The following is a 24408-nucleotide window of genomic DNA, read 5'->3' as shown; positions in this document are numbered from 1 at the left end:
GCAGCCGTATGTAACGTGGCTGCGGCTTGTTTTATTCCCCGGCTTCTACTGTGCGTACCTCTTTGAACTCTTTCATTTTTTCGAGTGCCAGTAAAAATGGAGGGTTTCTTCTTTGATTCAAAAGTTCATAGCGTATGGCATGCACATCTCCCTGATGGAGTGTGGAGACATAGTCGAGCAGTGCATCGCGCTCTTCGCTGCCGCCTTCGTGTCCGTCGTATACAGTAATCGTAATGATTCCCGACTTTTTCAATAATCCAAGCATGGCATGGATTGCCGCAATAGTTGAAGAGGGGGTCGTAATAATACTGAGATCATCACTGTACGGCAAATAGCCTAAGTTGAACATGGCGCCGCTAATTTCACTTTGCACATATTCTCTGACGTTTGCATGACTGTCGTGAATCAAAGTTGCGCGGCCTGCCAGTTCACCGAGATGCCGGTTTGTTGTTTCAAGTGCCTGCTGCTGTATATCAAATGCCACTACATGTCCTGTTTCGCCGATTAATTCGGCCAAAAATAGTGTATCATTGCCGTTTCCTGCCGTCGCATCCACCACAGTGTCGCCCGGCTGCACGCGTTCTGAAATCATCCGTTTCGCCATCGGCAGTACACGGTGCAGTAGTATGTCCGTCACGTTATTTCACCTCTTGCAGATGTTTTTTACCTTGCCAGCTATTGCGCCGCTCGAGTTCCCGGTCAATGCCGTTCAGAACTTCCCACTTGGTGACGCTCCACATCGGTCCAATCAATAAGTCAATCGGACCGTCGCCTGTAATACGGTGCACAATCATTTCAGGCGGGATAATTTCCAGCTGATCCACCACCAGATTAATATAAGCTTCCTTCGTCAGGAATTTGAGCTTGCCTTTTTCATATTGCTTTACCATAGGCGTGCCTTTTAATAAGTGAAGCAAATGTATTTTGATGCCCTGTACATCGAGCTTTGCTACCGCACGGGCAGTTTCCATCATCATTTCTTCTGTCTCACCGGGCAGTCCGTTGATGATATGGCTGCAAATATTAATATTATGTTTGCGCAGCTTGTCGACGCCTTCTTTATAACATTCGAAATCATGTGCCCGGTTAACGAGTTTGGCTGTAGACTCATGGACGGTTTGCAGGCCGAGTTCCACCCAAAGATAGGTGCGTTCGTTCAGCTCAGCCAAATATTCCACAACGTCATCCGGCAGGCAGTCAGGACGCGTGGCAATTGACAACGCGACTACGCCTTCCTGTGCCAACGCAGCTTCAAACTTTTCTTTCAGAACAGGGAGGGGGGCATGCGTATTCGTATATGCCTGGAAATATGCCATGTATTTCGCGTCTTTCCATTTGCGCTGGGACCGTTCTTTGATTTCAGCGAATTGGACCTCTATCGTATCGACGCGGTCTCCGGCAAAATCGCCTGAACCCGCCACGCTGCAAAACGTACAGCCGCCATGCGCAACTGTGCCGTCACGGTTCGGGCAGTCAAAGCCAGCGTCTAATGCCACTTTCGCGATTTTACAGCCGAATGTATCCTTTAGATGTCTTGACCATGTATGGTATCGTTTCCCTTCGCTCGGAAACGGAAAATTGATTGTATTCATTATGTACAGCTCCTTTACAAAAGACATTGTACCATGGAATATACAGCGATATCACACCACAAATCGCACGAATTGTTTGCTTTGCGACAAAAAGCAACAGAGAAGGCTTGTAATCAGCCGTTGTTTCGGGTAAACTGAAGAAAATAATGAAGGCTTTGATGAGGAATAGTACTTCTACCGCTACATTTTAGAGAGCAGACGGTCAGTGCAAGTCTGTAATAGCGTCGAACGAACTCGCCTTTGAGCCTGTATTGGTGAATACTTGTAGCTGATACCGTACTCCGCGTTAAGGAATCAAGTTGGACGGCGCAGTCCGTCAATTTGGGTGGTACCGCGGGAAATTATACAGACTCTCGTCCCTTTTCACAGGGACGGGAGTCTTTTTTATCTGTATACACTAATACAAGAAGCTGAATTCGCATGACAATGGAGGAGTTTTTCAAATGAGTTATAAGCACACGCAAATTGAAAAGAAATGGCAACAATATTGGCAGGATCATGGCACGTACAAGATGGTTGATGATCCATCGAAGCCGAAGTTTTATGCATTGGATATGTTCCCGTATCCTTCCGGCGCAGGTCTGCACGTAGGACATCCGCTCGGCTATATCGCGACGGATATTCTAAGTGCTTTCAAACGCAAGCAAGGATACAACGTGCTGCATCCAATGGGATGGGATGCATTCGGATTGCCTGCTGAACAGTATGCAATCGATACAGGGAATGACCCGGCTGAATTCACAGCGAAAAATATCGCGACGTTCAAGCGTCAAATGCAGGACCTTGGATTTTCTTACGACTGGGACCGGGAAATCAACACGACAGACCCTAGCTATTATAAGTGGACACAGTGGATTTTCATTCAATTGTATAAGCGCGGTCTTGCGTATATTGATGAAGTGCCTGTTAACTGGTGTCCGGCACTCGGAACAGTGCTTGCGAATGAAGAGGTGATCGACGGATTGTCCGAGCGCGGAAATCACCCGGTAGAACGCCGTCCGATGCGCCAGTGGGTGCTTCGTATTACAGAATATGCAGACCGTCTGCTGGAAGACTTGGATGACCTTGACTGGCCAGAAAGCCTGAAAGATATGCAGCGAAATTGGATTGGCCGTTCAGAAGGTGCGCAACTGACATTTGACATCGCGGATACGGATCATTCATTCGAAGCATTCACTACACGTCCTGACACGATTTTCGGTGCAACGTATGCGGTATTGGCACCTGAACATAAATTGGTTAGCGAAATTACAACGGATGCTCAGCGTGAAGCGGTTGAAAATTATATTAGCGCAGTGAAATCAAAGAGTGATCTTGAGCGTACAGACTTAGCGAAAGAAAAAACAGGTGTATTCACTGGTGCATATGCCATTAACCCGGCAAGCGGAGAGAAAATGCCGATCTGGATTGCGGATTATGTTTTGGCGACATATGGGACAGGTGCCATCATGGCGGTTCCGGCACATGATGAACGGGACTATGAATTTGCAAAAACATTTGATCTGCCGATTATCGAAGTCGTAGCAGGCGGGAATATTGAAGAGGAAGCCTATGCAGGAGAAGGGGAGCATGTGAATTCGGACTTCCTGAATGGATTAGGCAAAGAAGAAGCGATCACAAAAGCGATCGAATGGTTTGAAGAAAAAGGCACAGGCGAACGCAAAATCACGTATCGTTTGCGTGACTGGTTATTCTCCCGTCAGAGATACTGGGGCGAGCCGATTCCTGTAATTCACTGGGAAGACGGCACGATGACAACTGTCGACGAATCTGAATTGCCGTTGATGCTGCCGGTAACGGATAATATTAAGCCGAGCGGAACGGGTGAATCACCGCTTGCGAATATTACAGAGTGGGTGAATGTTGTCGATCCTGAAACGGGAATGAAAGGACGCCGTGAAACGAATACGATGCCGCAATGGGCGGGAAGCTGCTGGTATTATCTGCGTTATATCGACCCGAAAAATGATGAAATGATCATTGACCCGAAATTGGCCGAGCGCTGGCTGCCGGTAGATATTTACGTAGGCGGTGCAGAGCATGCGGTACTTCACTTATTGTATGCGCGTTTCTGGCACAAAGTATTGTATGACATTGGTGTCGTTCAAACGAAAGAGCCGTTCCAGAAGCTCTTCAATCAGGGAATGATCTTAGGTGAAGGTCATGTGAAAATGTCCAAATCACTCGGAAATGTCATCAACCCGGATGATATCGTTCATTCACACGGTGCAGATACATTGCGTATTTATGAAATGTTCATGGGTCCGCTTGATGCATCGAAAGAATGGTCAACGAACGGGCTGGACGGGTCACGCCGTTTCCTTGACCGCATTTGGCGTTTGCTCGTCAATGAGGATGACACACTGACCGGCAAATTGACTGATGAAACTGGCGGATCGCTTGAGAAAGTGTATAACCAGACTGTTAAAAAAGTTACGGAAGATTTCGAGAGCATGCGCAATAATACCGCCATCTCTCAGCTGATGGTATTCATCAATGAATGCTATAAAGCAGAGAAATTGCCGAAAGCGTATATCGAAGGATTCATTTTATTAATTTCACCGGTCACGCCGCACTTGGCAGAAGAACTGTGGTCCAAACTCGGACATACAGAATCGATCGCGTATGCACAGTGGCCGACATTTGATGAATCGAAGCTGTCGGATGATACGGTAGAAGTTGCAGTGCAAATCAACGGAAAAATCCGTGCAAAAATTACTGTACCAAAAGATTCTGCGAAAGAAGAGCTGGAACAGGCGGCTCTGGAAAATGAAGATGTGAAACAGTGGATGGAAGGCAAGGAATTGAAGAAAATCATAGCGATTCCTGGACGCCTGGTAAATATTGTAGCTGGTTAATAACATAACGAAAGCCGGCCGAAGATAAAATCCTTCGGCCGGCTTTTTTTTGTGTGTGAAGTGCAGGAACATCATTTGGGCGGGGAGGCGCTCAATAAATCCTGCAAGTGATCATACTTGTTGGTCAAGCGCTCATAGCCGACGGCCAAGTGATCATACCAGCCTGTCAAGCGCTCATACCTAAAAACTCAATTCATCAAACCTGCATTCATTCCTGCAAGGCGTCCCGTGACGAGCGCGGCAGTAATATTATAGCCGCCCGTGTAGCCGTGGATATCCAAAATCTCGCCGCAGAAAAACAGTCCGGACTTCTTCCGTGAAGCCATTGTTTTCGGTTCGACTTCTTTCACAGACACACCGCCCCCTGTGACGAATGCTTTCTCGATCGGCTGCGTCCCGGTGATATAGACAGGAAATGTTTTAAACAGGCTTGCGAGCGTCCGAATTGAATCTCGCCTGATGTCTGCTCCGATTGCCGTTTCATCGATTCCGGCTTGCTTTAGCAGAAACAGCAGCCACCGTTCCGGAACGAGTCCTTTCAATGACGTCTTTACTTGTTTTTTGGACTCCTCTTTTAAAATCTTAGTGATCATTTGCGTGACTTGCTCTTCATGCTGATCAGGCATGGAATCAATTTGCAGCAGGACGGGCTGTCTGCCGTTTTTCATCTGTTCTTTGACGACGAACTGGCTGCACCGCAATATCGCAGGGCCGCTTACACCAAAGTGGGTAAACAGCATATCCATCTGATGTGTGACGAGTGTTTTCCCTTTCTTGTTCAAAACGGATACTTTCACATCGCGCAGTGCGAGACCCTGCAGTTCCTTCGAAGCAATGAAAGGTTCTTTTGACAGCAAAGGAACTTCCGTCGGATACAGCGGTGTGACGGTATGTCCTGCACGTTTCGCCCACGGGTAGCCGTCGCCGGTGCTGCCCGTTTGGGGAACTGCCTTGCCGCCGACCGCCACGACTACTGCATGTGCACGCAGTTCTTCCCCGTCATCCAGCTGGACACCCAGAATTTTTTCATCGTCCATCAGCAGTTTTTGTACACGGCTTTCCAAACGGATTTCCACACCGAGTTCATCCAGTTGATTCAAGAGGGCATTGACAACGTCTTTGGATTTATTGGAAACAGGAAACATTCGGCCGTGATCTTCCTCTTTTAATGGGACGCCGAGTCCTTCGAAGTACTGGATGATATCCTGATTGTTGAAAACAGAGAACGGACCGTACAAGAATTTTCCGTTGCCTGGAATATGTTTAATGATTTCTTCATGGGACAGCCGATTTGTGACGTTACACCGGCCGCCGCCTGAAATGGCTAATTTATTGCCGAGCTTTCGGCCTTTTTCCAGCAGCAAGACACGCTTTTTTTGTTCGGCTGCCGCAATGGAGGCCATTAAGCCTGAAGGTCCGCCGCCGATTACGATTACATCATACATTGTAGAACCACGCTTTCTTCTCATTTTGTCTATCATTATACACCATATACGCCGGGTTGCTTTTTGATTTTGAATTCAGTTAAAGATTGTGCAAAAGCGTGCCGAGGGGTAAACTATACAAGTATCTCTTTAGGAATGGAAGGAATCAATTATGGCATCGAATTTACTGAAAGGCACAGCCATTTTAACGATTGGCTTATTTTTATCGAAGGCACTTGGTCTGCTTTATGTAATACCGTTTTATGCAATTGTCGGTGAAAAAAGTGTCGGACTCTATCAATATGCATACATACCTTATAATTTAGCGCTTGCGGTCGCAGTATCAGGAGCACCGCTAGCTATTTCCAAATTTGTTTCAAAGTACAATGCGCTCGGTGATTATGCGACCGGACGGAAACTGATGAAATCGGGTATGGTGATCATGTCTGCAACAGGCCTGCTGTCATTTCTGGCATTGTTTTTCCTTGCGAATCCTATTGCGGAGCTTGTCATTAAAGATGAAGAACAGATATTTACTGTACAGGATATTGCGACAGTCATTCGCTGGGTCAGCTTTGCGTTGCTTGCCGTGCCGCTGCTCAGTATCGGACGGGGGTTTCTGCAAGGCTATCAGAAGTTTGAACCGACATCGGTGTCTCAATTAATCGAGCAGATTGTGCGCATCATCGTCGTGCTCGCTGGGGCATTTGTAGTCGTCAATGTGCTCGATCTGTCGCCGAGAATCGCTGTGCAGTTTGCCGTGTTTGCCGCATTTATCGGCGCGCTTGCTGGGTTATGGAGCCTGTATCATTACTGGAAGAAGTATCAGGAGGAATTTGATTATTTATTGTCGAACAGCCCGCCTGCAAGCTCTGTATCGCTGAAGCAAATCTATACAGAAGTATTCGCTTATGTATTGCCGTTTGTGCTGGTGGGAACGATTAATCCAATCTATCAATTCGTCGATATGGTTACGTTCAACGGTGCGATGAAATCTATTGGGCTCGCCAGTGTGTCTGACTTATATTTAACGAAGCTTAATTTTTTAACACATAAAATTGTTATGATTCCTGTAATGGTCGCAACGGGTTTTTCGATGGCGCTCATTTCGATCATTACGAAAGATTATACGATGAAAAATCAAAAAGGCGTCACGCGTTCACTTGATCAGACGTATCAAATTATGTTGTTTCTGACCATTCCGATGGTGATTGGTTTGATTGTGCTCAATAGTGAAGTCTATCAGTTTTTGTATGAGTATGATGTGGCGGGGGCAAGTGTCTTGGCTTCCTATGCACCGGTTGCGATTCTGTTTGCGATGTTCACGGTAACGGCGGCAATTTTGCAGGGAATTGATCATCACAAATGGATCGTATTCACTTCATTGCTTGGGCTGCTGGTGAAAATGCTCATCAATATTCCGCTGATTAAGCTGTTTGAGGTAAATGGTGCGATTGCAGCCACTGCGATTGGCTATTCAGTAGCTGTAGGCATTAACTTGTATGTCATCAAGAAAGCGTTGAATTACAAATCCGAAATGGTCATCAGACGCCTGTTCCTGATCCTGGTTTTTAACGCGGTCATGTTCCTGGGAGTTTGGCTGACAAATAAAGGGCTGAATATGGTGCATATCCCGATAGGACGCTGGCAAGCTTTGCTGTATGTTATGATCGGCTCAGTCGTCGGCATGGTGATCTATGGATTCCTGGCTTTCAAATCTGGACTTGCACAACAATTATTCGGAGACCGGCTGACACGTATTATGCAGCGCTTCGGGTTCGGAGGGTAATGAATGAGACTGGATAAATTATTATCAAATACTGGATATGGTTCACGTAAAGAAGTGCGGCAGCTGCTGAAAAAAGGAATGATCCGGGTGAATGGGGCGGTGATGAAAGATCCTGCCCAGCATGTGGATCCTGAACAAGATGCGATTTCATTATTGGGTGAAGAAGTGATCTATCGGGAGTTTATTTATCTGATGATGCATAAGCCGCCCGGCGTGCTGTCTGCAACAGAAGATAACCGGGATCAAACGGTCATCGATTTGCTCGGAAGCGAAGAGCGGCATTTTGAACCGTTTCCGGTAGGCAGACTGGATAAAGATACGGAAGGGTTATTACTGCTGACAAATGACGGCAAGCTCGCGCATAATTTATTGTCGCCTAAAAAAGAAGTGCCAAAGACGTATTATGCAAAGGTGGCCGGCCGTGTGACAAATGAAGACGCAGAAGCTTTTGCACACGGCGTAGTGCTGGACGATGCGTACGAAACGAAACCTGGAATGCTGAACATCTTGCGTTCGGATGAGTTGTCGGAGATTGAACTGACGATAACGGAAGGAAAGTTCCATCAGGTAAAGCGGATGTTTGAAGCGGTAGGCAAAAAAGTAGTGTATTTAAAACGTTTGACGATGGGCCCGCTGACGCTGGATGCGGACCTGGAACTCGGGGACTATCGGGAGCTGACGGAAGAGGAAGTACAGGAGTTAATAGATGCAGATTATTCCAAGCAAAAAGGCTGATGCAAAAGCGTCAGCCTTTTTGCTTGTTAAACTTGTATATAGGATGCTGAATCAGGAAGGTAATTTCACTTTCTTGGAAGTCGTCGTCCATTCGCCGCGGACTGAGTTTTTAATCAATTCATTGTACTCGAGAACGTGTAAGTCACGCTGGGCAGTTCGAGGGGAAATGTTAAATTCCTCCGCCACGTCCTCTGTCGTTACTTTTCCGTTATCCCGAATGAACAGATAGACATCTTTGATACGAATTAACATGCGATCGGTAGCTGGGTTCATCTAAGAAACCACTCCTTCATCTTCATATTTTCACTCCAACACTTCAAAAGAAGACTGCTGGTGTATTCTTTGAGACTACCTTTCCTGATCCGCTCCTTCTAAAAAGTTATGCCAGAATAGTTAGAAATTGATCCTGACAACAACAGTATAACGTATTTTCGCGTAAATCGCACATATTTTCGCTTATCTATTCCATTTAGTTAGAATAGACAGTTAATAGATTGCTGCATGTTTAGTATATTGATAAATCTGTCTGCCAGTCTCATAAGGTGTAATTGATTTTATTCATCAAACATGTAAAAATAGGAACAGAAGAAACCGGCGGCATGACAGCCTGAGTTTCATAACAGAAGGGGTGGCGGTTGTATGATCTATTTTAAAGATGGGGAATTTCTGAATGAGGATCAAATACAAGTATCAGCGGATGATCGCGGCTATGCATTTGGCGATGGAGTCTACGAAGTAATCAAAGTCTATGACGGTAAATTGTATACAGCGAAGGAACACTTGGAGCGATTAGTGGAAAGTGCTGAAAAGATTCGCATAAACCTTCCTTATACAATGGAAGAGCTGACAGAAATCGTTGAATCGCTTCAGTCAGAAAATCAACTGACACTCGGCCATATTTATTTGCAGGTGACACGGGGAGTCGCTCCGCGCGCGCATCAATTTCCTGAAAACAGTGTGCCTGTAGTAATGGGCTATGCCGTAGAGAGTCAGCGCCCGCTGCAAAATCTTGAAATGGGTGCGGCGATGAAATCAGTAGAAGATATGCGCTGGCTTCGCTGTGATATCAAAAGTTTAAATCTGCTCGGAAATGTGCTGGCTAAACAGGATGCAATTGAAGCCGGCTGCCAGGAAGCGCTGTTCGTGCGCGACGGGCTAGTGACAGAAGGCGCGTCATCCAATGTGTTCGGCATTAAAGACGGTGTGCTTCACACTCATCCCGCCAATCATTTCATTCTAAATGGCATAACACGCCGAGTCGTGCTGCGGTTGGCAAACGAGCTGGAAATACCTGTTTTGGAGAAAGAATTTACGCTGGCAGAAGCGCTTGATATGGATGAACTCTTCTTCACTTCGACTAATGCGGAAATAACGCCCGTTGTCATGATGGATCAGCAACCGATTGGCCAAGGAGTTCCTGGTCCGCTGACGAGAAAGCTGCAGTCCGCGTTCAACCGGCAAATTCCTCAGTTAACGGCGGCAGGTCATGCTGAGGAAAGAGAGTCAAATGGCCCAGCTAGTTAAACTGGCGGATTATATTTCCCGCTACGAGAATGATTTAACCCGTTATCCGACGCAGTTTATCCGCTTAAAACGCTATCAATGGAAACGGATTAAAAATCAGTGGGAATATGGGCTGGATCTGTATGCAGAGCAGGCAGTCACTGTATCTGAAGATGTGAAAGGGAATGAAAAATGGTATTCCTCACTATTCGGAAAATGGCGCAGACGCAAAGAAGGGGATCTTGCAGAACAATCGGCCGAAACAGTCGCTGAAACAGACCTTGAGGAACATGATCTGGAATTTCAGGCATCTATTCCAGGACGTCCTTCAAGTAAAGAGCAGCTGAAAAAAGAATACCGCGATCAATTGTTTCAATTTCAATTGAAGTGGGCCAGTTCTACATTGTATGACCGGTCCCGTGTAGATCCAAAATATTATTCGGATTTATTATTGAAGCAATTGACACTGCGTTTGCCGGATAGTTTTCTGTTGTTTTACTACCCGATTGTCAAAGTGAATAAAGCGCCTGTTGAACTGGATATTATCCTGCTGGCACCGACTGCATGCTACTGCATTACCGTGCTCGAAGATGAGCGCATGGCGGCTTACATTGGCAGCGGGGAAAGATTTTGGCTGAAGAAGTTCGGAGAAGAAGAAGTGAAAGTGCTCAATCCAACAATTGCGCTCAGCCGGATGGAAAAAGTCCTGTCTTCATTTTTTAAAGCGTCAAAAGTCGAACTGCCTATCAAGAAGCTTATCATTTCACGTAATGGCTATATTGATTATCCAGGTACGCCGTTTGAAATCACGACAATTGACCGCAAAAACTATGAGCAATGGCTCGAGAAATTAAGCAGCAATCCAAGTCCTATGAAACATACGCAATTTAAAGCGGCACAGGCAATTTTAGATCATGCGCAAACGACGGCAATGAGCCGCCTGTTTGAAGCAGAAGAAACAGCAGAAGAATAACAGAGTAGATATTACTGAAAAAGAGAGAGTGTACTGATTATGCGTTTACGAAATAAGCCATGGGCAAAGGATTTCATGGCAGAACACCCGGACGTGCTGATTTTAGATCCGGAAAGCAAGAAGCATCACTGGTCGGAAGAGTTCGGTAACGATGCACCGATACATATTGAAGTCGGTACGGGCAAAGGACAGTTTATCATTGGGATGGCAATAGCAAACCCTTCTATTAATTATATTGGAATTGAACATTTTGATAATGTCATCGTATCCGCGCTGGAGAAAGCAATCGAGGCGGAAAAACCATCCAATCTTCGGCTGCTGCGGATGAATGGAGAAGAACTGGACTCGATTTTTACAGAGTCAGAGATTGACCGGGTGTATTTAAACTTTTCCGACCCATGGCCAAAAACACGCCATGAAAAGCGCCGTCTTACGCATGCAAATTTCTTGGCGAAATATGAAAAGGTTTTAAAAGAACACGGAGAAATTCATTTCAAGACAGATAATCGTTCGCTCTTTGAATATTCACTTGTCTCCATGACCGATTACGGCATGAAATTACTTTCCGTCTCCTTAGATTTACATGCGAATATGCCGGAAGATAATATACTGACAGAGTATGAGGAGAAATTTTCGAGTAAAGGCCAGCCGATTTACCGTTTGGAAGCACAATATCAAAGCTGACTGTGAGCAGAAAGACAGATGCCGGACGTTGTTCTTTTCCGCTGGGACTGTATGGATCAGTGGAAAAGTATAACGTCAGTTACGGCAAATATTTAGGATTGCAGGGAGGAATTAATTTGGATCAATTAACTTTTCATGACATGAAACTCACGTGGCTGGACGGCGGCGTAAACTATCTGGACGGCGGTGCCATGTTCGGCGTCGTGCCAAAAGCATTGTGGTCAAGACGCTATGAAGCAGATGAGAACAATTTAATTGAACTGCGGACAGACCCTATACTGATTCAATATCAAAATAAGAATTATTTAATTGATTCAGGTATCGGAAAAGGAAAGCTGGACGAGAAGAAAAAGCGCAATCTTGGTGTCAGAGCAGAGACGCGTGTGGAGGAAAGTCTGGCGGAGCTTGGTTTAACGCCGGCGGATATCGATGCAGTGTTAATGACTCACTTGCACAATGACCATGCAGCAGGTTTGACGCAGTGGGAAGGCGATCAGCTCATTTCGGTATTTAAGAATGCAGTCATCTATACATCTAAAGTAGAGTGGGATGAGATGCGGGAGCCGAATATCCGTTCACGCAATACGTATTGGCCGGAAAACTGGGAGCCGATTCAGGATCAGGTGGAAACGTTTGAAGGGGAGTTTGAAGTAGTTCCGGGTATTACGATGCTTCATACCGGCGGCCATAGTGACGGCCACAGTGTGATTAAGCTGGAGCAAGGCGGCGAGACGCTGATTCATATGGCGGACATCATGCCGACGCATGCGCATTCAAATCCGCTATGGGTGCTTGCGTACGATGACTATCCAATGGATTCTATTTACGCAAAAGAGCGCTTGATGAAGGAAGCGCTTCCAAATAATTATGGGTTTATTTTCTATCATGACGCGGTGTATCGTATGGCGAAGTTCAGCGAAGACGGGAAGTCAATTGTGGACAGCCTGCCGCGTACTCGGTAAGGGAAGGTACAGCGCTTTATCCGCTGACTAAATGAATGCGCTTTCGGGGCGGCTGGTGTTGGGGATTAGAGTTAGTGAGTGACCATTGTTAGGAACTGTGCCGCAGTGAGTTCAATGCCGTTCAGGCTTTGGTGATGGGACGTGGCTCGACTGGTTGTTGGAGTTTGAAGTGGGAGAGGGTCAGCTTTTAGGACCCGCGCCGGCACGTGGGGGATTGCCTTTCGTCATGAGCCAGCTGGCGAAGTGCGTGCCAGTTGTCTCATGACTTCGGCCGACCCCGCAGTTGTGCCTGCGTTGCTGAGTGGAAGCAATCCGGGTCGTGTTTTATAGGAGAAGAAGTGCAGTGACACGTTGCCGACTGGCGTATGCCTTGGCAAAAGACGTGTCATTTTTTGCTTTCCCCTAACTGAACGGAGGCGCCTTCCAAGCGGTCGGCGAAGTGATGAGACAGCCAGGCGATCTTCCTGTCTGGCTCATCGCGTAGCCATCCGCAAGCGCCGCAGTGAGTTTAATGCCGTTCTGGCTCTGGTTTTGCGGCGTTGCTCGACTAGGTGTTGGGGATTAGAGTTAGCAAGTGTCCGCCGTTAAGACCCGCGCCGGCACGTGGGGGATTGCCTTACGTCATGAGCCAGCTGGCGAAGAGCGTGCCAGTTGTCTCATGACTTCGGCCGACCCCGCAGTTGTGCCTGCGCTGCTTAGTGGAGGCAATCCAGGTTGTGGTTTATAGGAGAAGAAGTGCAGTGACACGTTGCCGACTGGGGTATGCCTTAGCAAAAGACGTGTCATTTTTGCTTTCCCCCTAACTGAACGGAGGCGCCTTACAAGCGGTGGGCGAAGCGATGAGACAGCCAGGCGATCTTCCTGTCTGGCTCATTGCGTAGCCATCCGCCAGCGCCGCAGTGAGTTTAATGCCGTTCTGTCTCTGGTTTTGGGGCGTTGCTCGACTAGGTGTTGGGGATTAGAGTTAGCAAGTGTCAGCTTTTAGGACCCGCGCCGGCACGTGGGGGATTGCCTTTCGTCATGAGCCAGCTGGCGAAAGTGCGCGCCAGTTGTCTCATGACTTCGGCCGACCCCGCAGTTGTGCCTGCGCTGCTTAGTGGAGGCAATCCGGGTCGTGGTTTATAGGAGAAGAAGTTCAGTGACACGTTGCCGACTGGGGTATGCCTTAGCAAAAGACGTGTCATTTTTTGCTACCCCCTAACTGAACGGAGGCGCCTTCCAAGCGGTGGGCGAAGTGATGAGACAGCCAGGGGGTCTTCCTGTCTGGCTCATCGCGTAGCCATCCGCCAGCGCCGCAGTGGGTTCAAAGCCGTTTCGCGTCTCTTTTCACAAAGGCGTCAGACTATGTAATGCAGTCGTGATGCTAAAGAGCAAAATCCGTCTGCACAGCACTTGCCCGTCACTTTTCAAAAATCAGTAGCCAAAGTGATTTCCGCTTACTGAACGGAGGCGCCTTCCAAGCGGTGGGCGAAGTGATGAGACAGCCAGGCGATCTTCCTGTCCGGCTCATTGCGTAGCCATCCGCAAGCGCCGCAGTGAGTTCAATGCCGTGTCGCTTCCCTTATTACCATGACGTCACCCTGCATAAACCAGTTATCCTGCAGAAGAGCTGCACAAAAAAGGCTGTCGCAAGAAGTTGGTTCACTTCTTGCGACAGCCCATTTTTATTGGGTTTGTATAGGATTACTGACGAACTAATTCTACGACAGTGCCGGTTTTCGCGTCAGCTGCGAACTCGTATTGCTCGAGCTTGCCATCTTTCATTCGTGAAACGCCACCGCGGTAAACGTCCATTGTAATCACGTGATTTGTGTAAGGTTCAGGCTTCATAACAATCCAAGAACCATCGATGGGACCTTCTTCTTTGAATGCGTCTTTTACTTTTTTCAGTACGTTGTCAGCAGGTACTTCTTCATTATAACGGTTAAATGCCTCATTCACTACTACGCCTGCAGCAACTCCAGTTAATATTCCGGCTAAAAATTCTTTTACTCTCATGGCTAATTGCAGCCTCCTTCGCAAATCGTTTCTTATAGTGTAACATAGTTTAAAAGAGCATGGCGATTCAAAAGCCTTTCTCGAATGCCCCATTTATTCAGTATGGCACTTAGGGTAAAGCAGATTCCTTACCTAATTAGTTTTCATCTGTTTGGGATGTGGATATAATACGAATAGACAGTATAAGAAGTGAGGGATTCAGATGAAAAAAGAGACGTTGGATTTATTTCGTACATTGACTGAACTTCCGGGCGCACCGGGTAATGAGTACCGCGTCCGGGCTTTTATGCGTGAACAGCTGGCACAAAATGCGGATGAAATTGTTCAGGACGGTCTGGGCGGCGTCTTTGGCGTTCGCCGGGGTAAAGAAGACCAGCCTACGATCATGGTTGCCGGCCATATGGATGAAGTCGGCTTCATGGTAACAGGCATTACGGATAACGGGATGCTTCGTTTTCAGCCTTTAGGCGGCTGGTGGAACCAAGTCTTGCTTGCACAGCGGGTGCAGATTATCACAGAAGATGCAGATATTCCAGGTGTCATCGGATCGATTCCGCCGCACTTGCTGAGCGAAGCCGAACGCAGCAAGCCGATGGACATTAAAAATATGCTCATTGATGTGGGTGCAGACGATAAAGCAGATGCAGAAAGTTTTGGAATTCGTCCGGGACAGCAGATTCTTCCGATATGTCCGTTCACGCCGATGGCAAATCCGAAAAAGATTATGGCCAAAGCATGGGATAATCGATATGGCTGCGGCCTTGCCGTCGAACTCCTTAAAGAAGTGAAGAATGAAACATTGCCGAATACATTATATTCAGGTGCCACTGTTATGGAAGAAGTCGGTTTGCGCGGTGCACAGACAGCGGCGCGCATGATTGATCCGGATTTATTCTTCGCACTTGACGCCAGTCCAGCTAATGACGCAAGCGGCAATAAGCAAGAATTCGGTCAGTTAGGTCAAGGAACATTATTGCGAATTATGGACCGTTCCATGGTGACTCACCGCGGAATGCGTGAATTTATTCTGGATACGGCGGAAACGCATAACATTCCCTATCAATACTTTGTTTCCCAGGGCGGTACGGATGCAGGGCAAGTGCATATTGCGAATAACGGCGTGCCAAGTGCCGTCATCGGTATTTGTTCACGCTACATCCATACTGCGGCTTCGATCATCCACACAGATGATTATGCAGCAGCGAAGGAATTAATTACACAATTAGTAAAAACATGCGATAAAACAACCGTAGAAACCATTAAACAGAACTGCTGACAAGTTCCAAGTGAGGAGGTATGCTGAATGAAATTTGTTCTCGGCTCAAAAAATCAGGCGAAGAAGCGTGCTGCCGTGCGGGTTATTGAACACTGCATGGAAAATAGTACAATTTCATCAGTTTCCGTTCCTTCGGGCGTCAGTGACCAGCCGATGAGCGATGCGGAAACAAGGCGGGGCGCGATCAACCGTGCAATGGCAGCGGCACAGGGAGCGTACGGCATCGGCTTGGAAGGCGGGGTCCACATGCTGGAAGGTGTCATGTATTTGTGCAACTGGGGTGCGCTTGCCACACCTGAAGGCGAAGTATATACAGCGGCAGGCGCTCAAATTCCGCTGCCGGAAGAGCTGGCGGATGAAATACGAAACGGCAAGGAATTGGGAGATGCCGTTGACCGCTATTTTAATAAGAAACAAATTCGCATGTCTGAAGGGGCTATGGGCATGCTGACAGCACAGCTTGTGCCAAGGGATGCGTTATTTGAACATATTATGCGGCTATTGATCGGTCAGCTCTTATATCGCCACCGCTCCACGCCTGCTGATTGCAATAGCGGCAGTATGCGATTAGAATAGGACTGATAGAAAATTGAACGAAGTAGAGAAGGGGGGAACCTGGATGTTGCGAAGTGGAAAGGTTTTCTTACTGCTGCTGCTGGCTGTCGTACTGGCCGGATGTAGTCAGAAAGTGGAAGTTCGAACCGATGCTGCGTTTGTTTCAGCGAAAAAGGTATTTGAATTGAATGCCGAAAAAACGAATCAGACGGTAGGCGATATTGAATTCTATAAACCGCCGACGATGCGGATGGATAAAGAATCAACTTCACAGAAAATAGTCTTAACAAAAAGAAATGACTCCTTTTACGTAACAGTCAATCCGAACGAGAAGAAAAACAGCCACGTTTACTATGACGTGCTGCTGACTGACGAACCGGATCACCTGATTGGTGCAAAGACATTCTCTAAAGATGAAGCATTCGGTTTTGTGGCTGTCGTGCAAAAAGGTGAAAAGTTAGTGGAATTGATTGCCAGCGTGGGCGGTGCAAAAGTGGAAACAGTGACGAATGAAGAAAACACCAGCGCCTATTTGAAGAAGATGATGGAGATTGCCCGTTCCGTCCAGCATGACGATAAGTGATCGAAGATTTTGAGCACGGAAGGAGAGGGACGACAATGAAAGCGAAAGATTTGGTGGAAGAACTTAAGAAACGCTTGCCTAAAGAGAAATTTGAGTGGCAGTTTGACCGGAAAGCAGACAAGTTGCGGATTGTACACCATACTCTTCATAAAGGAATCGACATTTCGCTGCCTGAGATTTTATCAAAGTATGAGCAAAAAAAAGAACGCGCGATTGATGAAGTGGTCTACACGGTTTTAGAAACGTTCAATGCGATGGAGAAGGAACAGGAAGTAGGATTCGCGGGTGAAAGTACGATTTATCCGGTCATTCGTTCCACGTCATTCCCGGTTAAAAGTTCTGCAGGACAACCGTTCCTTACGAAGGATCATACGGCAGAAACGAGGATTTTCTATGCACTCGACTTGGGAAGCACATACCGCCTGATTGATGAAGGTATGCTGGCTGATATGAAGATGACTGAGCAAGAAGTGCAGGAAGTCGCTATGTTTACGGTGAAATCCTTGCCGACTGCTTATAAACAGGATGTAGTATCTGATAACATTTTTTACTTCATCAATAATAATGACGGCTACGATGCAAGCAGAATATTGAATCAGCCGTTTCTGAAGGAAATGGAGCAAAAAATTGAAGGACATATGGTGGTGTCGGTTCCTCATCAGGACGTATTAATCATTGGGGATATTCGTAATGACACCGGCTATGACGTCATTGCACAAATTGCTATGCAGTTTTTCACGACAGGTGCTGTGCCTGTTACGTCGCTGTCTTTCATTTACGAAGACGGCAAGCTTGAACCCATATTTATTATGGCAAAAAACAGAGTGGCTAGAAGGGAAAAGAAAAAATGAATATATTTTATAATCCAGAAGGTGTCGGCGATGTTCTGTTCGTACAGCTTACAACAGAAAAACCGGCTTCCATTACATCTGAAAGAAAAAATGATGTGGCATTGATTAACGATGAAAAAACGGGGAAAACGGTGGCATTCAATTTGTTTGAGGCTTCCCGCTATGTCTCTGCAGATGCAAAAGGCCAGGTAGAATTAACAGAAGAACTTGGCGGGCAGCTGCAAAAAGCGCTGAGCGAAAATGGTGTTGAAATGGAATTGGACTTAGATTTCACACCTAAATTTGTAGTAGGATATGTAACAGAGAAAGAAAAACATCCAAATGCTGATAAATTAAACATTTGTCAGGTGGACGTGGGAGAAGAAACACTTCAAATCGTCTGCGGCGCGCCGAACGTAGAGGCCGGACAGAAAGTTGTCGTTGCGAAAGTAGGGGCTGTCATGCCTTCAGGAATGATTATTCGTGATGCAGAACTTCGCGGAGTGGCATCATCCGGAATGATTTGTTCAGCGAAAGAACTCGATCTCAAAGATGCTCCTGATGCCAAAGGAATTCTCGTACTCGAAGATGATAGAAAAACAGGAGAAGCTTTTGAAGCGTAACTGGTAAAGATACCCATTGAAATCAGCTTTTGCTGCAAGCTTCGACAAGCTTGTGGCAAAAGCTTTTTTATTTTCATGTTACAAAGGTTACAATTCGTCAAAATCTGCGTAAAACGCGCAGAACTGTTTGATTTCCGGATAGGTAACCTGTTAAAATGAAATGATTGATATGAAAAGAGTGATATATTTGAGCTGGCTACGGAATATGAAAAGACGCCTTCAGCAAATGGAAGAAGGCCATAAAAAGTCAAACGTACTATTTGAACAATCAAACATTGAAAATACAAATGAAAATCTTGAAGAAAACCACGATGAGAATAAAAAATCTAACTTTAGATTTCCAATAGTTTCTGACCATGAAATATACGGATGGGAGCCTGCTGCCGACCGTGATGAATATACAAAAGAGTATTTACAAAATGACGCGGCGGCGGAAGAGTATGAAATTATCCCTCTCCACCAAAATGAACTTTGGCCGGGTAAATATGAGCGGAGCGGCAAAATCTATCGCGCAGAAACGAAACGTGAAATTGCCAGAATTATACCGCCGACCGACAACCCGCTGCCTTTACCGTTTTCCGGTCAACCAAGACGGCGTCCTGAAACTGTGGAACCTGAGCAAATTCAGCCGCAAAGAACGCCGCGGCCGCAGGAAGAAACAGTAAAACAAGAAAAGCCGAAGAAAATGAAAAGACCTTTTACGCCAACGCATGTGCCGTCGCCTGTTTACGGTCTGAAGAATAGTTCGCCGATCAGTGAGGCTATGCAGGCAGTCATAGATAAGAAGAATGCCGATGATAAAGAATCGCACGATAGGCTTGAAGCGCAAGTGGCCCAACTGTCGAAATATGAAACTTCTATGCAGCAGCCGAAGAAAAAGCCGATATTTGCTAGTTCAACAGAAAAGAGTCTATCAGAGCAGAAAAGTGCAAGTGACTCTGTTCCCGCTGCAAACGAACCGGTTGCGCAAAAGCCTGTTGAAATTGCGGAAGCAGAGGCAGCATCCCGGCAGAAAGACCTGGAAATAGAAGCAGCTGAAAAACCGAAAGCTATTCAGCCTGAAATAGCAGAACCTAAGGCAGAAGAGCCTGCAGCAGAACCGGCAGCGGTGACTGAAGAACCAACTCCGATCGAAGCAACGGAACAGCTGCAGGAAGCAGTAACGGAATCAGCAGCAGAACACCCGCAAACCGAATTCCTGGAAACAGAAGAACCGCTGATTGAAGAAGATGAAAGAATTATTGTGACAGCAGAAGCAGCAGAAGCAGACCAAACAGAACAAACACAAGAATTACAATCAGAAACACAAGAGTCGCTATCAGAAACAGACATTGAAACAGAAAATGATCACATCAATGAAGAAACCGAACAAAAAAAGAAAGAGAAAGTAGTGCCGTTTAATGTTTTGATGCTTAAATCTGACAAAGAGAAGTTAGCGGCAAGGGTAGAACAGCTGATAGCAGAGAATGCTGCAAAAAAACAACGGGAAGAAGAGAAATCCCCAGAAACAGAAACTGCAGCTGCAGAGCAAACTATAATAGAAGAACCGGAAACTATTGCAGTTGAACCTGCTGTATCTGCAACAGCGACTGCACCGGCAGAAGCTGAAACAAGCGCTGCAGAAACCAAAGCCATCGCAGAAGAACCGGAAGAAGAGGTGCTTGAAGAACTGCCGCCGACTTACGGATTTCCGACAGTGGATTATTTGGCGCCGCCCGAAGAAGAAGTAATCGACGAGGAATGGCTTGCATCGCAGTCCGCTGCGCTCGTTGAAACTTTATCTCACTTCTCCGTCCAGGCAACAGTCGTTGCAGCAGTGCAAGGGCCTGCTGTAACTATGTTTGAACTGACTGTGGAGCAAGGAACGAAAGTGAGTAAGATCCGTAATCTGACGGATGATTTAAAACTGTCACTGGCGGCTAGGGATATCCGGATCCAAGCGCCCATCCCGGGGACAAGAATGATTGGAATCGAAATTCCAAACCGTAAGACGCGTGCGGTGCGTATATCAGAAGTCATTGAAAGCGAACCTTTCAAAAGTTCACGTTCCCCTTTAGAAGCGGTGCTGGGCCTCAGCTTGACAGGGGAGCCGCAAACAATAGATCTGCGGAAGATGCCGCATGGAATGATTGCTGGTGCCACAGGCTCCGGTAAATCAGTGTGTATTAATTCATTGCTGATCAGTTTGCTCTATAAAGCTTCCTATCATGACTTAAAACTATTATTGATTGATCCGAAAATGGTGGAATTGGCACCTTACAATGGCATTCCGCATTTATTGAGTCCGGTTATCACCGATGTGAAAGCAGCAACTGCTGCACTGAAATGGGCAGTGAACGAAATGGAGCGGCGCTATGAGCTGTTCGCACATTCCGGTGTCCGTAATATTGAGCGCTACAATGAAATGGTCATGGAATCACGACGTTTCTCTTTAAAAATGCCATATATTCTTGTCGTAATTGACGAATTAGCTGATTTGATGATGATGGCGCCTGCTGATGTAGAAGTGTCGATCAGCCGGATTACGCAAAAAGCAAGAGCTTGCGGTATTCATTTAATTATCGCCACTCAGCGGCCTTCCGTCGATGTCATCACGGGTACGATTAAAGCGAATATTCCGACACGTATTGCATTTGCAGTCTCATCTCAAGTAGATTCGAGAACGATATTGGATACGGTAGGTGCGGATCGTCTGCTTGGTAAAGGCGACATGCTCTATTTGGGCAACGGTCAGTCAGCGCCTGTGCGTCTTCAGGGGACATTTGTCACGGATGATGAAATCGAGCGTATAATAGAACATGTTCGCAGCGAAGCAGAACCGGACTATTTATTCGGGCAGGATGACTTGCTGGCAGCAGCTGTTCAAGAAGAGGAAACGGATCCGTTATTTGAGCAGGCCTGCAGTTTTGTGATTGAGCAGGGGAGTGCCTCAACCTCTTCATTACAGCGCCATTTCAGCATAGGCTATAACCGGGCGGCAAAACTAATTGACCGTATGGAAGCAAACCAATTCATTTCCGAGCAGCGGGGAAGCAGACCGAGGGATGTCTTTTTAACTGAGCAGGCTTTTGAAAGCTTTATGAAATAAAAAATACCTGGTTAGCACGTAAAACTTTTTTTCAACACGTGGTATACTATGACAAGAAATAATCTTCCAGGCTATTATTAGACAGCTGGAGATAAAAAGAGGGATGAAAGAATTCCCGGGAGGTTTCAATATGACATTGTTTCACTTTACAGGCATAAAAGGTTCAGGAATGAGTGCCCTTGCCCAGTTACTGCACGATTCATCTTATGCCGTTCAAGGTTCGGACGTGGAAAAATACTTTTTTACAGAAGATCCTTTACATGAAAGAAATATAAAAGTACTTCCATTTGATGAAAACAATATTCAGCCCGGCATGAAAGTGATTGCAGGGAACGCATTTAAAGATGATCATCCTGAATTACTGAAAGCGGAAGAACTTGGATTGGAAGTCATTCGATATCATGACTTTCTTGGCTCGTATATGGAACAGTTTACGTCCATCGGTGTTACCGGAACACATGGCAAGACTTCCACGACAGGTCTGCTTTCGCACGTCCTGGGAGGCTTCGCGCCCACTTCATATTTGATTGGGGACGGAACAGGCAAAGGTGTCGAGAATACCGAGTGTTTTGTATTTGAAGCCTGCGAATACAAACGCCATTTTTTAGCCTATCATCCGGACTACGCGATCATGACAAATATTGATTTTGACCATCCCGATTACTTTACAAGTCTGGATGATATTTTGGACGCATTCGGGCAGATGGCGAACCAGGTGAAGAAAGCGCTGATTGCTTGCGGAGATGACGAAAATCTTCAGAAGCTTCAAAGTCAGGTTCCTATCGTTTATTATGGAATGGACCCTTCCAATGACTTTTATGCGGCAAACATTGAAAAGGATCAAAACGGCTGTTCATTTGACGTCTTTATCCGAAATGAATTTTATCACCGCTTTACGATTACATTAACAGGCGATCACGCTATTAAAAACGCATTGGCAGTCATTACACTCTGTCACTATGAAAATATTCCGGCAGAAATCGTCAATGAACGTTTTGCATCATTTTCGGGCGTCAAAAGACGTTTTTCCATAACGGAAGCAGAAGGCCGGATAATTGTAGACGATTATGCTCATCACCCGACGGAGATTCGTGCAACGCTTGATTCGGCCCGCCAAAAATATCCGGACCGGGAAGTGGTTGCGGTATTCCAGCCGCATACGTTCAGCAGGACAGCTGCGATGCTGGACCAATTTGCCGAAAGCCTTTCAGAAGCAGATTACGTGTATTTATGTGATATTTTTGGGTCGGCAAGGGAAACAGAAGGAAATTTAACGATTCAAGATCTGATTGCTAAAATCCCGAATTCCCGCCATCTAACGTTAGACGATATGTCAGACTTGGCCGCCCATCAGAATCCAGTGATCCTGTTCATGGGTGCCGGAGATATTCAGCAGTATCTCAAACAATTTACACATGCTATAACAAAAGAAGAAACAGCCTAATCATATGAGAAGGCTGTTTTCTCATTTTTATAAGAAGTAAATGGAATTTGTAAAAGGATTTCACTCGGTTATGTCGAAAAGGAGTGTAAGACGAAAAGTTTAGAAGCCCCCGAATAGGGGTAAAGTTTTCGTAAGAATATGCTCTAGGAGGATTACATCGGTGATCAATTTACTTTACATTGCCGCAGTGGTGGCGGCAATAGCATTTCTTATTCTTTGTGTCAGTCTCGCCATGACGCTGGGGTCGTTAAAAACCTCATTGCAAAGCGTCACGCATACGGTTGATGACTTAACAAAGCAATTGGAAGGAGTGACCACGGAAACGACACAGCTCCTTCAAAAAACAAATCAGCTGGCCGAGGATCTGCAAGGAAAAGCGGATAAGCTGAACACTGTGGTGGATGCGGTGAAGGGTGTAGGCGAATCAGTGAATTCTCTTAATCAATCAGTCCATAGAGTTTCCAATTCTGTGACTGCCCAAGCCGAGCAGCACAGTGACAAAATTGCGCAAGTATTACAATGGGGAACCGTTGCAGTTGGTCTGTACGATCAAGTGAAGGAACGGCAACCTGTGAAGTCCCAAGGATGGACGGTATACAAAGCGCGCTCCTAGTACAGGCATTTTCCTTTGAAATATACCAAAATAGTAAACTCACAGGAGGAAGAAAAAATGACAGAAAACAAACCAAACTATAACGAAAATCAAGGTAACTATGCAAATACTTACGGACAGCCGCAATATCCTGCAAATTACACATACCGCTCCACTAACGATTTATATGACGAAGACAGCAGCGGTACAGGCAGCTTTATCGCCGGAGCAATCATCGGCGGCGTAATCGGTGCAGCTACAGCATTATTCCTGGCGCCGAAAACAGGCCGTGAAATGCGCGAAGATTTAACAATCCAAGCTTCGCAATTAAAAGATAAAAGTATTGAATTGAGCGCGACAGCGAAAGACAAAGCAGTAGAACTGTCAAGCACGGCAAAAGACAAAGCATCTGAATTCTCAAGTGCGGCGAAAGACAAAACATCGGACTTTACAGAGACAGCGAAAGAAAAGACGGCAGCTTTCACATCAGCAGCGAAAGACAAAACAGCCGGATTCTCCCAGACGCTTCAGGAGCAGTCAGGCCAGCTGGTGGACAAAGTGAAGTCTGCAGCTTCTAAAACAAGCATTCCTATGGATGACGGAACAGCTTCATCTGAAGGAGAAGAAGCAACAGAATATAAAAGCGCAAATGAAAACAACGCGGAATCCGGCGATCTGACTAAAGCATCAGAAGCATCCGCTAAAAAAGAAGTTCAAAACGCGAAATCAGAAAAGCCATCTGCTAACAGCAATAACAACAAAGCTCCTAAAGCGGATGCAAACACTGCTAAAAAAGAAGATAAGCAGACTAAAGGAAATAACACCGCATCAAATAAAGTCAGCTCTAAGTAATACGTAAAGCCTTCCGGTTTCGGAAGGCTTTTTGTATATACGTGTAA

Annotated in this window: 22 protein-coding genes and 1 other annotated feature; of the genes, 16 read left to right on the top strand and 6 right to left on the bottom strand. The window is 46.1% G+C overall.

From position 1 onward, the window contains the following. Positions 1-31 precede the first annotated feature (31 nt). On the bottom strand, positions 32-637 hold the full coding sequence (locus SporoP37_RS03270; protein ID WP_085430254.1) for a tRNA 5-(aminomethyl)-2-thiouridylate-methyltransferase MnmM: 606 nt from the start codon (positions 635-637) through the stop codon (positions 32-34). 1 nt (position 638) lies between these two features. Beyond that, complete coding sequence (locus tag SporoP37_RS03265; RefSeq protein WP_085430253.1) at positions 639-1592, bottom strand: tRNA modification radical SAM protein MnmL/YtqA; 954 nt, start codon at positions 1590-1592, stop codon at positions 639-641. A 146-nt stretch (positions 1593-1738) separates the two neighbouring features. Further along, positions 1739-1956: a binding site (T-box leader), on the top strand. Between the two features lie 79 nt (positions 1957-2035). Here SporoP37_RS03265 and leuS point away from each other — a divergent pair. Then, entirely contained in the window at positions 2036-4450 is a 2415-nt protein-coding gene (gene leuS / locus SporoP37_RS03260) for a leucine--tRNA ligase (RefSeq protein ID WP_085430252.1), read from the top strand. A gap of 188 nt (positions 4451-4638) precedes the next feature. On the opposite strand, the gene SporoP37_RS03255 is transcribed toward leuS, so the two are convergent. Then, positions 4639-5895, bottom strand: coding sequence for a BaiN/RdsA family NAD(P)/FAD-dependent oxidoreductase (locus tag SporoP37_RS03255; RefSeq protein WP_099662728.1), 1257 nt, complete (start codon positions 5893-5895; stop codon positions 4639-4641). A 151-nt stretch (positions 5896-6046) separates the two neighbouring features. Between SporoP37_RS03255 and SporoP37_RS03250 the strand changes: the two genes are divergently transcribed. Beyond that, complete coding sequence (locus tag SporoP37_RS03250) at positions 6047-7663, top strand: putative polysaccharide biosynthesis protein (protein WP_081242298.1); 1617 nt, start codon at positions 6047-6049, stop codon at positions 7661-7663. A gap of 3 nt (positions 7664-7666) precedes the next feature. After that, the gene (locus SporoP37_RS03245; RefSeq protein WP_085430250.1) at positions 7667-8398 is read left to right on the top strand and encodes a pseudouridine synthase; all 732 of its coding nucleotides are present in this window, start codon (positions 7667-7669) and stop codon (positions 8396-8398) included. 51 nt (positions 8399-8449) lie between these two features. Here SporoP37_RS03245 and SporoP37_RS03240 read toward each other — a convergent pair whose 3' ends face one another. Continuing rightward, complete coding sequence (locus SporoP37_RS03240; RefSeq protein WP_081242296.1) at positions 8450-8671, bottom strand: DeoR family transcriptional regulator; 222 nt, start codon at positions 8669-8671, stop codon at positions 8450-8452. Positions 8672-9037: 366 nt separating this feature from the next. On the opposite strand from SporoP37_RS03240, the gene dat reads away from it, so the two are divergent. The 4 genes from dat to SporoP37_RS03220 all read left to right on the top strand — a co-directional run bounded on the left by dat (position 9038) and on the right by SporoP37_RS03220 (position 12520). Further along, positions 9038-9922, top strand: coding sequence for a D-amino-acid transaminase (dat, locus tag SporoP37_RS03235; protein ID WP_085430249.1), 885 nt, complete (start codon positions 9038-9040; stop codon positions 9920-9922). Continuing rightward, entirely contained in the window at positions 9906-10874 is a 969-nt protein-coding gene (locus tag SporoP37_RS03230; RefSeq protein ID WP_085430248.1) for an NERD domain-containing protein, read from the top strand. The genes dat and SporoP37_RS03230 overlap by 17 nt, the downstream gene beginning before the upstream one ends. Before the next feature lie 39 nt (positions 10875-10913). Next, complete coding sequence (gene trmB, locus SporoP37_RS03225) at positions 10914-11558, top strand: tRNA (guanosine(46)-N7)-methyltransferase TrmB (RefSeq protein WP_085430247.1); 645 nt, start codon at positions 10914-10916, stop codon at positions 11556-11558. Between the two features lie 116 nt (positions 11559-11674). Then, positions 11675-12520, top strand: a complete 846-nt coding sequence (locus SporoP37_RS03220) for a YtnP family quorum-quenching lactonase (protein WP_081244729.1) — start codon at positions 11675-11677, stop codon at positions 12518-12520. 224 nt (positions 12521-12744) lie between these two features. Here SporoP37_RS03220 and SporoP37_RS16830 read toward each other — a convergent pair whose 3' ends face one another. Beyond that, positions 12745-12909, bottom strand: a complete 165-nt coding sequence (locus SporoP37_RS16830; RefSeq protein ID WP_157118612.1) for a hypothetical protein — start codon at positions 12907-12909, stop codon at positions 12745-12747. A gap of 1294 nt (positions 12910-14203) precedes the next feature. Further along, positions 14204-14518 (bottom strand): peptidase M4, encoded by a 315-nt coding sequence (locus SporoP37_RS03210; protein ID WP_081242292.1) that lies wholly within the window; start codon positions 14516-14518, stop codon positions 14204-14206. Positions 14519-14720: 202 nt separating this feature from the next. On the opposite strand from SporoP37_RS03210, the gene SporoP37_RS03205 reads away from it, so the two are divergent. From SporoP37_RS03205 to SporoP37_RS03165, 9 genes are all read left to right on the top strand, one after another. Beyond that, complete coding sequence (locus tag SporoP37_RS03205) at positions 14721-15794, top strand: M42 family metallopeptidase (RefSeq protein WP_085430245.1); 1074 nt, start codon at positions 14721-14723, stop codon at positions 15792-15794. 27 nt (positions 15795-15821) lie between these two features. Continuing rightward, positions 15822-16370, top strand: coding sequence for a DUF84 family protein (locus SporoP37_RS03200; RefSeq protein WP_085430244.1), 549 nt, complete (start codon positions 15822-15824; stop codon positions 16368-16370). Positions 16371-16413: 43 nt separating this feature from the next. Then, positions 16414-16932 (top strand): hypothetical protein, encoded by a 519-nt coding sequence (locus SporoP37_RS03195; protein WP_085430243.1) that lies wholly within the window; start codon positions 16414-16416, stop codon positions 16930-16932. A gap of 35 nt (positions 16933-16967) precedes the next feature. Next, entirely contained in the window at positions 16968-17783 is an 816-nt protein-coding gene (locus SporoP37_RS03190; RefSeq protein ID WP_081242288.1) for a DUF1444 domain-containing protein, read from the top strand. Next, positions 17780-18385, top strand: coding sequence for a YtpR family tRNA-binding protein (gene ytpR, locus SporoP37_RS03185; RefSeq protein ID WP_085430242.1), 606 nt, complete (start codon positions 17780-17782; stop codon positions 18383-18385). The genes SporoP37_RS03190 and ytpR overlap by 4 nt, the downstream gene beginning before the upstream one ends. A gap of 205 nt (positions 18386-18590) precedes the next feature. Further along, positions 18591-21473 carry a DNA translocase FtsK gene (locus SporoP37_RS03180; RefSeq protein WP_232329797.1) on the top strand — a complete coding sequence of 961 codons (2883 nt, stop codon included), beginning with the start codon at positions 18591-18593 and terminating at the stop codon, positions 21471-21473. A 130-nt stretch (positions 21474-21603) separates the two neighbouring features. Then, entirely contained in the window at positions 21604-22917 is a 1314-nt protein-coding gene (gene murC / locus SporoP37_RS03175) for a UDP-N-acetylmuramate--L-alanine ligase (protein ID WP_081244727.1), read from the top strand. 160 nt (positions 22918-23077) lie between these two features. Next, positions 23078-23530 carry a DUF948 domain-containing protein gene (locus SporoP37_RS03170; protein WP_081242286.1) on the top strand — a complete coding sequence of 151 codons (453 nt, stop codon included), beginning with the start codon at positions 23078-23080 and terminating at the stop codon, positions 23528-23530. Positions 23531-23587: 57 nt separating this feature from the next. Continuing rightward, the gene (locus SporoP37_RS03165) at positions 23588-24361 is read left to right on the top strand and encodes a YtxH domain-containing protein (RefSeq protein ID WP_081242285.1); all 774 of its coding nucleotides are present in this window, start codon (positions 23588-23590) and stop codon (positions 24359-24361) included. Positions 24362-24408 lie beyond the last annotated feature (47 nt).

Source organism: Sporosarcina sp. P37 (assembly GCF_002109365.1).
Lineage (GTDB): Bacteria > Bacillota > Bacilli > Bacillales_A > Planococcaceae > Sporosarcina.
The sequence above is the reverse complement of the archived record's forward strand: the minus strand, read 5'-3'. Positions and strand labels throughout refer to the sequence as shown.

What these genes read in the sequence shown, in the direction of transcription:
- SporoP37_RS03265 (WP_085430253.1), bottom strand. Translation starts at nt 1,592, where the DNA reads ATGAATACAATCAATTTTCCGTTTCCGAGCGAAGGGAAACGATACCAT.
- leuS (WP_085430252.1), top strand. Translation starts at nt 2,036, where the DNA reads ATGAGTTATAAGCACACGCAAATTGAAAAGAAATGGCAACAATATTGG.
- SporoP37_RS03255 (WP_099662728.1), bottom strand. Translation starts at nt 5,895, where the DNA reads ATGTATGATGTAATCGTAATCGGCGGCGGACCTTCAGGCTTAATGGCC.
- SporoP37_RS03250 (WP_081242298.1), top strand. Translation starts at nt 6,047, where the DNA reads ATGGCATCGAATTTACTGAAAGGCACAGCCATTTTAACGATTGGCTTA.
- SporoP37_RS03245 (WP_085430250.1), top strand. Translation starts at nt 7,667, where the DNA reads ATGAGACTGGATAAATTATTATCAAATACTGGATATGGTTCACGTAAA.
- SporoP37_RS03240 (WP_081242296.1), bottom strand. Translation starts at nt 8,671, where the DNA reads ATGAACCCAGCTACCGATCGCATGTTAATTCGTATCAAAGATGTCTAT.
- dat (WP_085430249.1), top strand. Translation starts at nt 9,038, where the DNA reads ATGATCTATTTTAAAGATGGGGAATTTCTGAATGAGGATCAAATACAA.
- SporoP37_RS03230 (WP_085430248.1), top strand. Translation starts at nt 9,906, where the DNA reads ATGGCCCAGCTAGTTAAACTGGCGGATTATATTTCCCGCTACGAGAAT.
- trmB (WP_085430247.1), top strand. Translation starts at nt 10,914, where the DNA reads ATGCGTTTACGAAATAAGCCATGGGCAAAGGATTTCATGGCAGAACAC.
- SporoP37_RS16830 (WP_157118612.1), bottom strand. Translation starts at nt 12,909, where the DNA reads ATGACACGTCTTTTGCCAAGGCATACGCCAGTCGGCAACGTGTCACTG.
- SporoP37_RS03210 (WP_081242292.1), bottom strand. Translation starts at nt 14,518, where the DNA reads ATGAGAGTAAAAGAATTTTTAGCCGGAATATTAACTGGAGTTGCTGCA.
- SporoP37_RS03205 (WP_085430245.1), top strand. Translation starts at nt 14,721, where the DNA reads ATGAAAAAAGAGACGTTGGATTTATTTCGTACATTGACTGAACTTCCG.
- SporoP37_RS03200 (WP_085430244.1), top strand. Translation starts at nt 15,822, where the DNA reads ATGAAATTTGTTCTCGGCTCAAAAAATCAGGCGAAGAAGCGTGCTGCC.
- SporoP37_RS03195 (WP_085430243.1), top strand. Translation starts at nt 16,414, where the DNA reads ATGTTGCGAAGTGGAAAGGTTTTCTTACTGCTGCTGCTGGCTGTCGTA.
- SporoP37_RS03190 (WP_081242288.1), top strand. Translation starts at nt 16,968, where the DNA reads ATGAAAGCGAAAGATTTGGTGGAAGAACTTAAGAAACGCTTGCCTAAA.
- ytpR (WP_085430242.1), top strand. Translation starts at nt 17,780, where the DNA reads ATGAATATATTTTATAATCCAGAAGGTGTCGGCGATGTTCTGTTCGTA.
- SporoP37_RS03180 (WP_232329797.1), top strand. Translation starts at nt 18,591, where the DNA reads ATGAAAAGACGCCTTCAGCAAATGGAAGAAGGCCATAAAAAGTCAAAC.
- murC (WP_081244727.1), top strand. Translation starts at nt 21,604, where the DNA reads ATGACATTGTTTCACTTTACAGGCATAAAAGGTTCAGGAATGAGTGCC.
- SporoP37_RS03165 (WP_081242285.1), top strand. Translation starts at nt 23,588, where the DNA reads ATGACAGAAAACAAACCAAACTATAACGAAAATCAAGGTAACTATGCA.